At 70.7% G+C, this 13,482-nt stretch carries 16 protein-coding genes; 3 read left to right on the top strand and 13 right to left on the bottom strand.

Annotated elements, in window-relative coordinates; translation table 11 throughout:
* The first annotated feature begins 21 nt into the window (after positions 1-21).
* On the top strand, positions 22-1,818 hold the full coding sequence (locus tag EJV46_RS10450) for a glycosyltransferase (RefSeq protein WP_131548563.1): 1,797 nt from the start codon (positions 22-24) through the stop codon (positions 1,816-1,818).
* On the opposite strand, the gene EJV46_RS10445 is transcribed toward EJV46_RS10450, so the two are convergent.
* The 6 genes from EJV46_RS10445 to EJV46_RS10420 form a co-directional block, all read right to left on the bottom strand.
* Complete coding sequence (locus tag EJV46_RS10445) at positions 1,819-2,181, bottom strand: hypothetical protein (protein ID WP_131548562.1); 363 nt, start codon at positions 2,179-2,181, stop codon at positions 1,819-1,821.
* A 127-nt stretch (positions 2,182-2,308) separates the two neighbouring features.
* A complete protein-coding gene (locus EJV46_RS10440) occupies positions 2,309-2,671 on the bottom strand; it encodes a gamma-butyrobetaine hydroxylase-like domain-containing protein (protein WP_131548561.1) in 363 nt (120 codons plus the stop codon).
* 42 nt (positions 2,672-2,713) lie between these two features.
* Positions 2,714-2,908, bottom strand: coding sequence for a Trm112 family protein (locus EJV46_RS10435; protein WP_131548560.1), 195 nt, complete (start codon positions 2,906-2,908; stop codon positions 2,714-2,716).
* Between the two features lie 9 nt (positions 2,909-2,917).
* Positions 2,918-3,583, bottom strand: a complete 666-nt coding sequence (locus tag EJV46_RS10430; protein ID WP_131548559.1) for an LON peptidase substrate-binding domain-containing protein — start codon at positions 3,581-3,583, stop codon at positions 2,918-2,920.
* A gap of 94 nt (positions 3,584-3,677) precedes the next feature.
* Positions 3,678-4,625, bottom strand: a complete 948-nt coding sequence (locus EJV46_RS10425; RefSeq protein ID WP_131548558.1) for a tetratricopeptide repeat protein — start codon at positions 4,623-4,625, stop codon at positions 3,678-3,680.
* 76 nt (positions 4,626-4,701) lie between these two features.
* Positions 4,702-5,226, bottom strand: a complete 525-nt coding sequence (locus EJV46_RS10420) for a prolyl-tRNA synthetase associated domain-containing protein (RefSeq protein WP_131548557.1) — start codon at positions 5,224-5,226, stop codon at positions 4,702-4,704.
* A gap of 270 nt (positions 5,227-5,496) precedes the next feature.
* On the opposite strand from EJV46_RS10420, the gene EJV46_RS10415 reads away from it, so the two are divergent.
* Entirely contained in the window at positions 5,497-6,714 is a 1,218-nt protein-coding gene (locus EJV46_RS10415; RefSeq protein ID WP_165585465.1) for a DUF563 domain-containing protein, read from the top strand.
* Between the two features lie 16 nt (positions 6,715-6,730).
* Entirely contained in the window at positions 6,731-7,504 is a 774-nt protein-coding gene (locus EJV46_RS10410; protein WP_165585464.1) for an FkbM family methyltransferase, read from the top strand.
* 213 nt (positions 7,505-7,717) lie between these two features.
* On the opposite strand, the gene EJV46_RS10405 is transcribed toward EJV46_RS10410, so the two are convergent.
* From EJV46_RS10405 to EJV46_RS10375, 7 genes are all read right to left on the bottom strand, one after another.
* Complete coding sequence (locus EJV46_RS10405; RefSeq protein ID WP_131548554.1) at positions 7,718-8,056, bottom strand: YdhR family protein; 339 nt, start codon at positions 8,054-8,056, stop codon at positions 7,718-7,720.
* A gap of 4 nt (positions 8,057-8,060) precedes the next feature.
* The gene (locus tag EJV46_RS10400; RefSeq protein ID WP_131548553.1) at positions 8,061-8,912 is read right to left on the bottom strand and encodes a fumarylacetoacetate hydrolase family protein; all 852 of its coding nucleotides are present in this window, start codon (positions 8,910-8,912) and stop codon (positions 8,061-8,063) included.
* 83 nt (positions 8,913-8,995) lie between these two features.
* Positions 8,996-9,958 carry a tripartite tricarboxylate transporter substrate binding protein gene (locus tag EJV46_RS10395; RefSeq protein ID WP_131548552.1) on the bottom strand — a complete coding sequence of 321 codons (963 nt, stop codon included), beginning with the start codon at positions 9,956-9,958 and terminating at the stop codon, positions 8,996-8,998.
* Positions 9,959-10,028: 70 nt separating this feature from the next.
* On the bottom strand, positions 10,029-11,054 hold the full coding sequence (locus EJV46_RS10390; protein ID WP_131548551.1) for a hypothetical protein: 1,026 nt from the start codon (positions 11,052-11,054) through the stop codon (positions 10,029-10,031).
* Complete coding sequence (locus EJV46_RS10385) at positions 11,051-11,845, bottom strand: hypothetical protein (RefSeq protein WP_131548550.1); 795 nt, start codon at positions 11,843-11,845, stop codon at positions 11,051-11,053. Before EJV46_RS10385 ends, EJV46_RS10390 begins: the two co-directional genes overlap by 4 nt.
* Positions 11,846-11,877: 32 nt before the next feature.
* Complete coding sequence (locus EJV46_RS10380) at positions 11,878-12,609, bottom strand: hypothetical protein (RefSeq protein WP_131548549.1); 732 nt, start codon at positions 12,607-12,609, stop codon at positions 11,878-11,880.
* A 156-nt stretch (positions 12,610-12,765) separates the two neighbouring features.
* Positions 12,766-13,401 (bottom strand): hypothetical protein, encoded by a 636-nt coding sequence (locus EJV46_RS10375; RefSeq protein WP_131548548.1) that lies wholly within the window; start codon positions 13,399-13,401, stop codon positions 12,766-12,768.
* Positions 13,402-13,482: the final 81 nt, after the last annotated feature.

Here is a 13,482-nt window from a genome sequence, read left to right as displayed (position 1 = left end):
CACGCGGTCCGGCTGGATGCGATGGCTGAAGGCGCCGCATCGCCCCGCATCATCGTCGACCTGACGGACCTCCTCGAATTCTTCGAGGGCAACCGCGCGCCCATGGGTGTCGCGCGGGTGCAGATGGCGCTGCTGGAGGCCGGCTTCGAGCCCGGCGGGCCGGCGCTCTTCGGCCTTGCGACCTTCTCGGTCGAGCAGGGTGCCTTCGTCGCCTTCCCGCAGCCCGTGCTGGCCGCCTTGATCCGCGGCGCGCGCCAGGGCGGCTCCCCGGAGGCGGAGGACTGGAAGGCCCTCCGGCTGGAGATGCGCGCCGCTCGCGAGGCGGCCGCCCCCTTCGCCTTCGCACCCGGCGACCGCGTGGTCGCGCTCGGCCTCACCGGCGCCTTCCCGCAGCAGCTCCGCCGGCTGCGCGAGCTGCGGCACGCGCATGGCGCGGTGATCTGCACCCTCTTCTACGACGCCATCCCGCTCGCCGCGCCGGAGCATTGCGAGGCGAAGCTGTCGCGCAGCTTCGCCGAGCATCTGCTGGCCACCTGCCTGCAGATCGACCGCGCGGTGGCCATCAGCGCCCGGTCCGCCCATGATTTCCGCGAGTGGCAGCGCAGGTTGCTGCCGCAGCTCGACATTCCCTGCGGCGTCATGCCGCTCGACGCGCGCTTCCCGGCGCTGGCCGATCCCGCGCCGATCGGGGAGGAGGAACTGCCCGCGATCCTGCGCGAGGGGCGTCCCTTCGTGCTCTGCGTCGCGACGCTGGAGTCGCGGAAGAATCACCTGCTGCTGCTGCATGCCTGGCTGACCCTGCTGCGCCGGCATGGCGATGCCGTGATCCCGGACCTGGTGCTGGTGGGCCGCCCAGGCTTCAACGCCGCGCCGGTCCTGCAGCTCATGGCGGCCGCGCCGGAGCTGCGGCGGCGGGTGACGCATCTGAGCCATGTCGGCGACGCCCTGCTCGGCCGCCTCTACGAGCGCTGCCTCTTCACCGTCTTCAACAGCTTCTACGAGGGCTGGGGCCTGCCGGTCACCGAGGCGCTGGCCCATGGCCGACTGGCGCTCGCCCCCGACCACACCAGCCTGCGCGAGGCCGGCGGCGCCGCCGCCATCTACTTCACGCCCCAGAGCGAGCCCGAACTGGCCGAGGCCGCCTGGTCCCTCATCCGCGACCCCGCGCGCCGCCATGCGCTGGAGGCGGCGATTCCCCGCCGTGTCGCGCTGCGGAGCTGGCGCGAGGTGGCCGAGGGGCTGGTCGCCACCCTGCTGGCGCCGGCCGATCCGCTACCGGACCCGCTGGCGCGGCTTCCTTTCCCGATCGGCGGACGCATCGGCTTCGACCGACCGGAGGTTCCCGACCTGCCCGGCCTGCCCCATCCCTCCGCGCTGCTGCACCAGCTGCTCTGCGAGGGCGAGGGTTGGGGCGAGCAGGAGCGCTGGGGAATCTGGGCCACCTCCGGCCCGGCCCGGCTGCGCATCCCGCTGACGGCGCCGCCCCACGGCGCGCTGGCGCTGACGCTGGAGGTGACCGGCGTGCCGGAACTCGCCACGACGGCGCGCCTGCGCTCCCTCCGTCCGGGCGCGGAGCCCGATCCCTGGATGAGCGCCGCGCTCGGTGCCGGCGAGGCGCGGCACCTGAGGCTGGCCATCCCGCCCTGCGAGGCGGGCGACCTGCTGATCGAGATCGACACCTCGGGCGCGGTGCGGCCACCCGGAGATGAGCGGGCGCTGACCCTGCTGCTGAGCGGGCTGATGATCTGCGCCGAGACCGAGACGGAGCTTCAGCTCAGCTACATGGCGGGCCGCCTCGGGGTGCGCGCGCTGAGCTGATCAGTTCGCCGGCGGCGGGGCCACGGGCAGCGCGGCCGTGTAGGGCTCGATCCGCAGGCTCTCGCTGCGTAGCACCGCGATGCGGCGCGTCGCGGCCAGGCGCGTCGATCCGTCCGGCGCGCGGCCGACGATGTACTGCCAGGCCGTGAGCTGCCCGTTGGCGACCAAGGCGCGGGCGATGCGCTCGACCTCCGGGCCGGAGCCGAGGGCGGTCAGCTCGGCCTCGGTCAGGCCGATCGTGACCTCGTCGCGCGGGCCGATGACCTTGAAGAGCCGCACGGCCGGCGCCTGGGCGGCGGCCGTGCCGAGCGAGCCGGCCGCGAGGGCGGCCAGGGCCGCGGTGCGGCGGGTGATCTGGGGCATGGGATTTTTCCTCGTCCATGGCCGACATGATGCCGGTCCAGGGATGGCGGAGGCTTCCCACAGGACCGGGGCGCCGCGAAACGCGAAACCGGGCGGGCGTGACGGATGCGACAGACGCCGGGCCTGCCTATCGCGTCAGTCCCTTCTCGGCGAGCGCCCGCTCGTATTCCGCCCAGCGCAGGGCCTGCTCCCGCCCCAGCCGGTGGAGCGTCTCCCAGGTGTAGAGCCCGGTGTCGTGCAGGTCGTCGAAGAAGATCCGGACGGCGTAGTTCCCCACCGGCTCGATCTTCATGATGCCGACATGCCGCCGCCCGGTGACGAGCTTCCGCTGCCCCGGCCCATGCCCCTGCACCTCGGCCGAGGGGCTTTCCACGCGCAGGTACTCGGCCGGCAGCGAAAAGCGGCTGCCGTCGTCGAAGGCAACGTCGAGGGTCTTCTCGGCCGAGCGGTAGCGCAGCTCGGTGACGGTGACCGGACTATCTGCGGGCATGATTCACGTCTCCGGCGATTCCGCCTGCGACGATCATGCCCGTCAATCCAGCTTGCGGGCCTGGTCCGGCAGCATGATGGGGATGCCGTCGCGCACGGGATAGGCGAGCCCGGCCGCCTCGCTCACCAGCTCGCCGGCCTCGCGGTCGTAGCGAAGCGGCTGCTTGGTCACCGGGCAGACGAGAATTTCCAGGAGCTGCGGGTCCACGGCGCCGGCGGGCTTGGGCGTGTCGGTCATGACGAAGTCCTAGCTCGGCCGCCCGCCCGGCGGAAGCTCCCCACCCCCGAGCGCGGCCATCCGCAGCAGGGCGACGAGGTCGTTGGCGCGCTCGGCCGGGGTGGCCGCCTCCAGCAACGCCTGCTTCTCGGCCACGGCGAAGGGGCAGACCATGGAGAGGGTGGTGACCAGCGTCGGGCAGCTCATCTGCTCGATGGCGGACCAGTTGGCGTCGATTCCCTTGGCCACGAAATAGGGCTTCAGCGCGGCCAGGATGGCCTCGCGCGGCAGCTCGGCGGGCTCGGGCGGATCGAGATCCTCGAGATAGGGCGTGTAGTCGGCCCGCACGCGCCGGTAGCCGCGGCGCGGGGCCAGCTCCTCCGCGATGCGGAAGCGCAGCAAGCCGGTCAGCGTGATCAGCAGGCGCCCGTCCTCGGTCTCGGCGAAGGAGGTCAGGCGGCCGAGGCAGCCGACGTGATAGAGGCCGTCGCCCTGCGCCGTTCGCGGCCCCCGGGGATTGCCCTGGACCATGCCGAACATCCGGCCCTCGGCGAGGCTGTCCAGCACCATCGCCAGATAGCGGGGCTCGAAGATGTTCAGCGGCAGCTTCCCGCCCGGCAGGAGCAGTGCGCCCGAGAGCGGAAACACCGCGATCTCGGCCGGCAGCTGCTCAGGCGCAGGCTGAAAGGGGTTCATCGTCAGAGCCTTTTCGGTTCGCGAGAGCTCACTTCGAAGTCCTCGACCGTGTCGAAAGCGGACGGGCGGCCGCAGGCGCCGCCCGCGATCGCCCTCAGCGGAACAGCAGCGCCGAAAGCCCGCGCCGCGCCTTCAGCGTCGCGGGATCGTCGAAGCCCCAGGCCTCGAAGAACTTGAGGAGCTGCTTGCGCGCCGCCTCGTCGTTCCAGGAGCGATCGCGCTTGATGGCCTCCAGCAGGGCCTGCGCGGCCTCGGCGCGCTTCTCGGCGGCGTTGAGCGCGACGGCGAGCTCGATGCGGGCCTCGTGGTCGTCGGGGTCGCGGGCCAGCCGCTCCTCGAAGAGGCCGAAGCTGGACTGCGCGACACGGCCGGCCTCGGCCAGCTCGATCTGCGCGCGGACGGCGGAGATCTCCGGATGGGCCTGCAGCTTGGCGTCCAGGTTGTCGAGCATCTCCTTGGCCTGGCCCTCCTCGTCCAGCGCGACGAGGCAGCGCGCGAGGCCGGCGAGGGCCTCGGCATTCTCCGGCTCCTGCTGCGCGAGGGCCGCGTAGATCTCCAGCGCGCCGGAGAAGTCCTGCGCCTCGAACAGCTCCTTGGCCTCGGCGATCAGGTCGGCGGAGGGCATCTGGCCGCCGGCGACCTTGAGCAGGTTCTCGATGAACTTCTTCACCTCGCTCTCGGGCAGGGCGCCCTGGAAGAGGTCGGCGATCTGGCCCTGCCAGAAGGCGGCGACGGTCGGCACCGACTGCAGCGGCAGGCCCATCTGCGTCAGCTGCTGGACGAGCTGGCGGTTCTTGTCGATGTCGATCTTCACGAGGCGCACCCGGCCGCCCGAGGCGCGGACGACCTTCTCCAGCGCGGGCGTCAGCGTCTTGCAGGGGCCGCACCACGTCGCCCAGAAGTCCACCAGGACGGGAACCTCTCGCGAGGCCTCGACCACGTCCTGCATGAAGGTCTTCTGGTCGCCGTCGATCACGGGATCCGCGCCGGCGGCAGCCCGGGGCGAGGGATTGGGCTTGTTGGGGTCGAAGATCACGTCCATCGGGCTCGGTCCTGGCGAAAGCAGAGAGATGTTGTGGGAGCGGGCATAAGACAACCCATGCGGCTTGTCTCGGGCGTCAGGGCTCCAGCTTCAGAATCGCCACCTCATGGCCGAGGCCCTCGAGGAAGCGCAGGAGATCGGCCGGGCGGATCCCGGTGGAAGCGGTGTTCACCAGCGGATGGAACCAGGCGAGGCCCGGCGCCTCGGCCAGGGCGGCGTCGAGCGCGACCCGGACCGATCCCGGCGGGGCGTTCACCAGGCCGAAGGGCGTGACGCTGCCCGGCGTGACGCCCAGCGTGGCCGCCAGCGCCTCCGCCGAGCCCATGGTCACCTTGCCCCAGCCGGCCGCGCGGGCGAGCGCGTTGACCGAGACCTTGCGTTCCGCCTCCAGCACGGCAAGGGCATAGGGGCCGTCGCCCTTCGCCGGCGCGAGGAACAGGTTCTTCGAATGCGCGCCCGGCATCCCGCCGCGCACGGATTCGGCTTCCGCCACGGTGAAGACCGCCTTGTGCCCGACGTTGCGGACCTCGATGCCGGCGGCGGCCAGCCGGGCGAGCAGCCCCTCGGGTGTCTCCACTGGAGCCTCTGGATGTGAGCGCATGATGAAGGAGTCCGGCGATCCGCCCGAAGCCGTCATTCCCTGGCCGGGCCTGGCTCCGTCGGCCCGCACCACCCGCCCCCAGGGGTCGTCGGGAGGGCGGCCGTCGCGGCAGACGCATGGCCGGCCGCGGGGAGGGCCAGGATAGCGCGGCGTTTCATGGAGTTTCCCGTGGCAGGTTTGCCGCGTATCATGCCGCGCCCGCCATCGCCGGCAAAGCCGGCATCTCGCCGGCAGAGCCATTCGGAGAGACTTCTTGCTGCCATCCCGCCAATGCGCCGCGACGACACCGCCGCCCGGATGAGCGGCACCTACCGGATCACCGGCATCAGCGACGTGGTGGGCGCCCCGGTGCCGACCAGCCGGTTCTCCCGGCAGATCATCGACCCGCACCAGGCCTTCTTCGGCGGCCGTTCCGTGCTCGATGTCCCGGACCTCCGCCGGGAATTCGTGCCGCCCATCGGGCCGAGCGTCACCGAGCCGGGGCTGGCCGAGCGCTGGCAGGGCTATGACGCGCAATACCGCAACGAGGCGCGCCTCTCCCGCTTCTGGGTCGTCGAGCTGGAACAGGCCACCGTCTTCCCGCCCTTCGGCATCGTGGCCGTGGGGGACCGGATCGTCCGGGACACGGTCCGCAACCCGAAGATGCTGAAGTCGGTCTTTCCCGAAGGGCAGGAGGAGCGGTTCTGGGCGGCCATGGGCTCCTCGACCACGCCGGTCGAGGGGGGCGCCGTCCCGCCCGCCTATCGCGTGCCGGGCCGGAGCTTCCTGCTCGGCTACGGGCTCGCGGACAACTACTTCAACTGGACGCTGCGCTACGCCTCGCGCGTGGCCCAGTACCAGGCCATGCCGGATGTCGTGCAGCTCGCGGTGCCGATGCCGCGCCGCAGCTACGTCCCCCAGACGCTGGAATTCCTCGGCGTGCCGCAGCACGAGGTCATCCACATCGAGGCGCCGATGATCTTCGACCGGCTGGTTCTGGTCTCGCCCATGGCCTTCGGCCGCTACGAGATCTCGCCGCAGATCGCCGACACGCTGCGCGGCCACCCGCGCGTGCAGGAACTCTGGCGGCGCCCGAAGCGCCGGATCTATGTCCCGCGCCGCAACGTCCGCATGCGGCGCGTGGTCAACGAGGCGGCGGTGGAGGAGGCGCTGGGCCAGCTGGGCTTCGAGGTCTTCGACAATGCCGAGCATTCGGTGCGGGAGCAGATCCGCGCCTTCCGCGACGCCGCGATGGTCGTCTCGCCGCATGGCGCGGGCCTGTCCAACATCGCCTATTGCGACGCCGGGACGCCGGTGGTGGAGCTGGTGCCCGAGGGCTACGACCAGGGGGTGACCTCCTACCGCAGCCTCGCGGACCTCTTCGGCCTGCCCTATGCGCAGCTCTTCGCCCGGGAGGCGAAGCCGGACCGCAAGGGCAACCGCTGCAACTCCGACATCGAGGTCGATGTCGGGGAGCTGGTGCGGACCATCGGGGCGATCGCCGCATGAGCGGGGAGCCAAGCTGATGGAGCGGACCGTCCTGCATCCGGCGCCGGACCTCGCCGGGGCGCCGCGCGTGATCCGCGACATCTCGGCGCGCGTGCCCGGCTACGACGTCCGGACCATCCTGGATGTCGGCGCCAATCTGGGCCAGTCCTGCCTGCCTCTGGCCGAGGCGCTGCCGCGGGCACGGATCTATGCCTTCGAGCCGGCGGCCCGCAGCTTCGCCAGGCTCCAGGCCGCCGTCGCGGTCCACCCCAATGTCGAGCCGCTGAACCTCGCCCTCGGCGCCCGGACGGAGAGCGCGGCCATGACGGCCGGCGGAACCTCGGTCACGAACCGGCTCATCCTGCCGGCCCCTGCGCAGCGGCCCAGCCTGGCACAGGCGCTGGGCCGGATGCCGGGAGGCCCGCCGCCCGAGCCGGAGGCGCCGCGCAGGGAGCGGCGGCAGGGTGTGGAGGTCGTCGCCGGCGCGGATTTCTGCCGCGACCGGGGCATCGATCACGTCTCCTTCCTCAAGATCGACACGGAGGGGCACGACCTCGAAGTGGTGCGGGGCTTCGGCCCGTTCCTGCAGATCGTGGACTTCGTTCAGGTCGAGGCCGCGACGAACCCGTACAACGAGACTCATGTGCCCCTGCGCGACTTCCAGACAGTGCTGGACCAGGCCGGCTTCTACCTGTTCCGCATCTACGGCGAAGCCTTCGAGTTCAAGGGCGGCGGCCGGCCGGTATCGCGGCGCTGCAATCCCGTCTTCATCCATCGCCGGCTCGTCGGCGAGATGGAGGGGATCAGCTAGAGCCTTCTTCCTTCGCAAGGGCTCACTGCAAAGTCTCCAGCCGTTTGATTTATCCGACCGGACGATTCCGTCTGGTCGGATGATGCTCCAAGCGTGATGATCGAAGGCGCGAATGCGCCGGAGATCTGAATCACGCGATAAAACAAAACGAAATCGGGATAAGGGAGCGAATGCGAACGCATCACGATGTAAGGCGTGAGGACGGCAATCGCGTCATGACCCGGCGACGCCCCGGGTGACGGCGGACAGCGCGGCATTGATGTCCCACAGCGCGACCCGGATGTCGCTCGCCCCGCGGGCGGCCACGCGCGCCTCGTGCAGGGCCCGATAGGCGAGCGCGTCCTCGCGCGTCGCGAAGGCATAGAGGCCGCCAGCGCGGCCGGCCGCATGGTCCTCGGTCCAGATCTTCCAGGCGAGGCCCGGCGTGTGGGCGGCGATGGAATGCGCCAGCGGCCGGAGCAGCGCATCCCGCTCCGGCCCCGGCGGAGGGGTGCCGGGCGGCACCGCGAAATCCATCCGCAGGATCACGCGCGGCACGGCCGGCTGGCCCATCCTCTCAGCCCTTGTAGGCGACCGTGTTCGAGACCTGCTCGCCCAGCCCCTCGATGCCGACCTTCAGCTGCTGCCCGGCCTTGAGGAACCACGGCGTCGGCTTCTTGCCGAGGCCCACGCCCGGCGGCGTGCCGGTGAAGATCACGTCGCCCGGGAAGAGCGTGATGCACTGGCTGACATAGCTGACCAGCTGCTTCACGTTGAAGATCATGGTCCTGGTGCTGCCGTCCTGCTGGCGGACGCCGTCCAGGTCGGTCCACATCCTGAGGTTCTGCGGGTCCGGCACCTCGTCCTTGGTGACGACATAGGGGCCGAGCGGGCCGAAGGTCTCGAAGCCCTTGCCCTTGTCCCAGGTCGGGCCGCGCTCGGCCTGCCATTCGCGCTCGGAGACGTCGTTGCCGACGGCGTAGCCGGCCACGTGATCCATCGCCTGCTCCTCGGTCACGTAGCGGGCCGTGGTGCCGATGACGACGCAGAGCTCGCATTCCCAGTCCGTCTTCACCGAGTTCTTCGGGATGACGATGTCGTCGAAGGGGCCGTTCAGCGCGCCGAGCGACTTGATGAAGACGATCGGCTCCTTCGGCAGGGGGGAACCCGTCTCGGCCGCATGGTCGGCGTAGTTCAGGCCGATGCAGATCAGGTTCTTCATGCCCGTGACGGCCGGGCCGAGGCGCGGATTGCCGGTGACGGCGGGCAGGGTGGAGGGATCCACGCCGGCAAGCTTCTTCAGCGCGCCGGGCGCGAGCGTTTCGCCGTTGATGTCCGGGACCAGCGCGGAGAGGTCGCGGATGGTGCCGGACGCGTCGAGCAGGCCGGGCTTTTCCTGGCCCTTGGGGCCGAAACGAAGCAGTTTCATGGATGTTCCTCCGTAGAAGCGGGCGAAGACTGCACGGGAAAGCGTGTCGCGCGAAGCCCGGGGCCCCTGGCGGATCGGAAGGCCTATTCCGCCCGGATGCCCGCGCGGCGGATCAGATCGCCCATCCGGTCGTACTGCGCGACGTTGCGCGCCTGGTACTCCTCCGGCGTGCCCGGAAGCGGCGTCGCGCCCAGCTCCTGCAGCCGCGACACGGTCTCGGGCTTGGCGAGACCCGCGCGCAGGGCGGCGTTGGCGCGCCGGATCACCTCCGGCGGCGTGCCCTTCGGCGCCACGATGCCGAACCAGGCGGTGACCTCGTAGCCGGGAAGCGTCTCGCCGATCGCGGCGATGTCGGAGGCGCCGGCCCAGCGACCGGTCGAGGTCACGCCGATGGGCACCAGCGCGCGCGAGCGGATATGCGGCAGGATGGAGGGCAGGTTGTCGCAGCCGAAATCGATGCGGCCGGGCAGCAGGTCCACCATCATCGGCGAGCTGCCGCGGTAGCCCACATGGGTGGCCTCGAAGCCGCCCATCAGGCGGAACAGCTCGGCCGAGAGATGGGTGGAGCCGCCGATGCTGGTCTCGCCATAGGAAAGCCGGCGCTGCTTCGCTAGCGCGATCAGCCCCGCCGCGTCGCGCACGCCGAGCGAGGGGTGCGCGGCGATCAGGTTGGGCACCTCGGCGATCTGGCTGATCGGAAGGAAGTCCGTGCGCGGGTCGTAGCCGGAATTGCTGTAGAGGTGCGGATTGATGGCGTTGGTGCCCGGCGAGCCCAGCAGCAGCGTATAGCCGTCGGCCGGGCTGCGCAGGACGGCCTGGGCGGCGATGTTGGAGCCGGCGCCGGGGCGGTTCTCGACGACGAAGGGCTGGCCCAGCTCTTCCTGCAGGATCTGCCCGGCGATGCGGCCGAGGATGTCGGTGGTGCCACCGGCGGGGAAGCCGACGAAGATGCGCACCGGCCGGGTCGGCCAGGCGGGCTGCGAAAGCGCGGGGGTGGCCAGCAGGGCGGCGGGCATGGCCAGCAGGGCGCGGCGCGACGTGGTCATCTTGTCCTCCCGGGACGATTTTCCGGAAGTATCGGAAGGCGCCGGGCGCGCTGTCAAACCAGAGGCGCCCTCAGAAGCTCATGCCGATGCCGAAGGAGGCGCCGGTCACCCCGCCGTCGCCGAAGAAGTAGCGCCCGATCAGCCGCACGCGGTTGAGGTTGATGCCCATGGCGCCGACCTCGTAGCGGCCCACGTCGAACTCGATGCCGCCGCCGATCTTCACCCCCCAGGCATAGCCCAGCGCCTGCCTCTGGTCCCCGAGATAGGCCGAGGCCGAGCCGTCGATCACCCAGCGCACCGGCCGCCCGAAGGCCTCCCGGCCGGTCGGCCAGCGCAGGCGCGCCCAGAGGCCGAGGGTGCGCGGGACGGAGGTGCCGCCGATGCCGGCGGGCGTGTCGCCGAAGCTCTGCAGGCGCAGCTGCGTGTAGCGCAGCTCGACGTCGATGTTCCGCGCCGGCGTGTAGTCGTAATAGGCCAGCATCAGCGAGGCGCCGATGCCATAGACGTTCATGTGCTTGTCGGTGAGCGCCGAGAGATCGGTGCCCCGGCGGTAGTCGACGAAGGCGCCGAACAGCGATGCATCGGAGGCCGCGAGGCCCAGCGAGCCGTTCAGGATCGGCCGCAGCCAGAGGTTCTCGGCGAGGCGGATGTCGTAGCCGATGCCCAATGTCGCGGTGATGTTGTTCCAGCGCAGCGGCAGGATGCGCTCCGCCGCGCCGCCCGTGAGATAGGCCCGCGGGTCGTAGCGGGCGACGCCGAGGTAGGATTCCAGGAAGACCGGCAGCGACTCGCTCACCGTGAAGCCGAAGCCGAACTGGCTGAGCTGCAGTGAGGTCGCGCCATCGCCGCCCGCCTTGCCGGAACCGCGGTTGATCACCAGCGAATTCGTCGAGCCGTCGGGCGTCATGTTGTAGCCCATCAGCCCGAGCACGCCGCCGTTCCGGGACCGGAAGGTCGTGTGCATCTGCGCGATGCGGTCCTGGACCTGGCTGCCGTCCGGCGTCTGCGCGGCCGCGCCCGATGGGCCGCACGGGGCCGCGGCCAGCAGGCCGGCCGCGAGCGCGATGCCCGGCGATCGGCGCCGCGCCAGGGTCATCCGGCGCCGCCGCGCCGCAGCGCGAGGGCGGCACGCCGCAGCTGGTCCTCGGCGATGCGGACCTCCTGCACGACGTCCTCCTGCGTCACGCGGCCGGCGCGGCCCTTGAGCAGGGCATGGCCGGCGGCCACGCGCGTCAGGATTTCGCCGTACTGCGCCCGCGCGGCGGCCTGGGCGGCGAATGCGCCGTCGCGCCGGCCGGCCCATTCGCGCAGCGCCTGGCGCGCCGCCGCATCGTCGCTCCGGGCCTCGATCCCGGCGTAGAAGGCGGCCGCGTCCTGGCGCGCCTGGGTCTCTTCGCCGGCCTGACGCGCGACGGCGTCGAGCAGGGCGGAGATCAGGGCCTGCACCGGCGCATCGGCCGCGCGGATGTTGTCGCGCAGCATCGGCGCCTGCGCGTTGGTGCGATTGGCGTGGCGCAGCAGCAGGCCGAGCGCTGCGATGGCCTGCCCGCCCGACGGGGATGCCGGCGTGACGCGCGCCGCGAGATCCACGAAAGGGCTTTCGCGATAGGGCAGCACGCCGTCCGAGGCGAGCGTCGCCACCGCCTGGAGATAGGTGGCCAGGGCCTCCTGCATGGCCAGGATGCTGTCGTCCCGGCGTGGCTGGGGCTGGGCGGGTTCCGCGCCGGGCGGCGGGGCGACGGGGCTGCCGGCGAGGGGGCTGCCGGCGATGCGCGGATGGTCCACCGCCAGGCTCGCCGTCGCCGCCCAGTCACGCACGGGGGTGTAGTCCGGCGCATTGCAGCCGCTCAGCGCCAGGAGGGTCCAGAGAAGACGAGTGACGCGCATGCGATGGGTGTGCCCCGCTGTCCGGCCGCCGATCATGGACCCGCCGTCGCCACGTCGCGGCCATCCAGGATGCGGCGGAGACGATCCTCGGCGAGGCGAAGCCGGAGCTCCGTGGACCTCTGCCTGATCCGGCCGGCATGGGCCGCCAGCACGGCCTGTCCCTCCAGGACATGGTCCAGCACCGCGACATATTGCGCGCCCGCGGCCCGTCCCTCGGCGGCGAGGCGCAGGCGCTCGGCCTCTTGCTCGAGGCGCGCCTGCCGCAGGGCTGGGTCGCTCGTCGCCTCGCCGGGCGCGGGCGGGGCGGGCGCCTCGGCCCGGCCTGGGGCGGCGAGGGCAAGGAGAAGGACCCGCATCGGCGCCTCCGCCCCGCGGAGCAGGGCGGTGAGCCGCCGGTCCTCATAGGCCGGGGTGGGGCCGGAATTGTCGCGGGGGAGCCAGCGGGGCGGCACCTCCTCGCTCGCCGCGCGCAGCACCTCGCCCAAGGCCAGGATCGCCCCGGCGGGCGCGGGGTCGGGCAGCTGCCGCGCCAGGGCCGCGAAACCCGGCGCGTCGAAGGTGAGGGGCGCGCCGTCCCAAAGCACGCCGAGGGCCTGGAAATAGAGGGAGAGCGCCTGCTGCATGGCCTCGGCCGGGGGCGCGGCTGCCGGGCCAGCCACGGCGGTATCCGCCAGCCGCGACCAGTCGCGCAGCGCGGTGTTGACCGGCAGCGCGCAAGCGCCGACGAGCCATGGCAGGAGCAGCCAGAGGCGGGATCTGAGCAAGCGGTGAGCCATCTCCCGGCGCGAGGAACAGGCGCTCGCTCTTCCCCTCGGACGCCCATCAGCGGCTTCCGCACTAAAGAAGCTTGGGCGGATCGTCCAGATGCGGAAAGCCGGCACCCCCGAGGATATCAGGGGCCTTTCCGCGTCCGCTGCCGATTACCGGAAGTTCGGGTTGGTCTTGCCGGCGCCATCAATCCGGATCGTCAAGACAAGCTCGAAGCTCTTGCGCGCGTCCTTGATGGAATTATAGACTTCCCCCCAGCTATAGATCTTCTGGTTGTGACGGTACATATAGTGAACGAGGCCATTATAGGGCTTCCACAAATTGCTGATGCCCTTGGACTTCACGCCAATAATGCCATTTTCCTGATTTTCGCCCTTGGAGATCGAGCATTTCAGGCCCCAGATATTCTCCACGTAAGCCACCACCTGATCAGGCGGAACGGCAACACCGAACAACTGATTTTTTTTGATCTCGTCGTCGCTCAAATTCTCCCTCGCTGCATTGTCGATGCGGCTGATGTAATTTTCGATGGTGAATTTGTCATAGGGCTTGCCGAAGGAGCGCGTGAACGCGGTGATGTCCGAGAGGGCCTTCTGCTTGCCGCCCGCCTGCAAAATCCGCAGGAAGGTCTTTATTTCGGCAAGGACGTTAAAAGGCCGGGAGGCGTTGATGAGTGCGCCCCGCGTGCCGTGTTGCAGGCTGCTCATGGCGTAGAAGGTGCTGGTGAAGCCGCATATGCCCCAGCCGTTATTCAGGTCGCCAAGATCATTGCGAATGGAATCAGACATGGCGTCGCCCCGGCATGGTGGGAGCACTGCACCACCTCGATCCTGGAAATGCAACCCAAGGTTATATTGCGCAACTTAAGG

The sequence above is a fragment of the Roseococcus sp. SYP-B2431 genome (assembly GCF_004336745.1).
Classification (GTDB): Bacteria; Pseudomonadota; Alphaproteobacteria; order Acetobacterales; family Acetobacteraceae; genus Roseococcus.
Note: the sequence above shows the minus strand (reverse complement) of the source record. Positions and strands in the feature narration are given on the sequence as shown.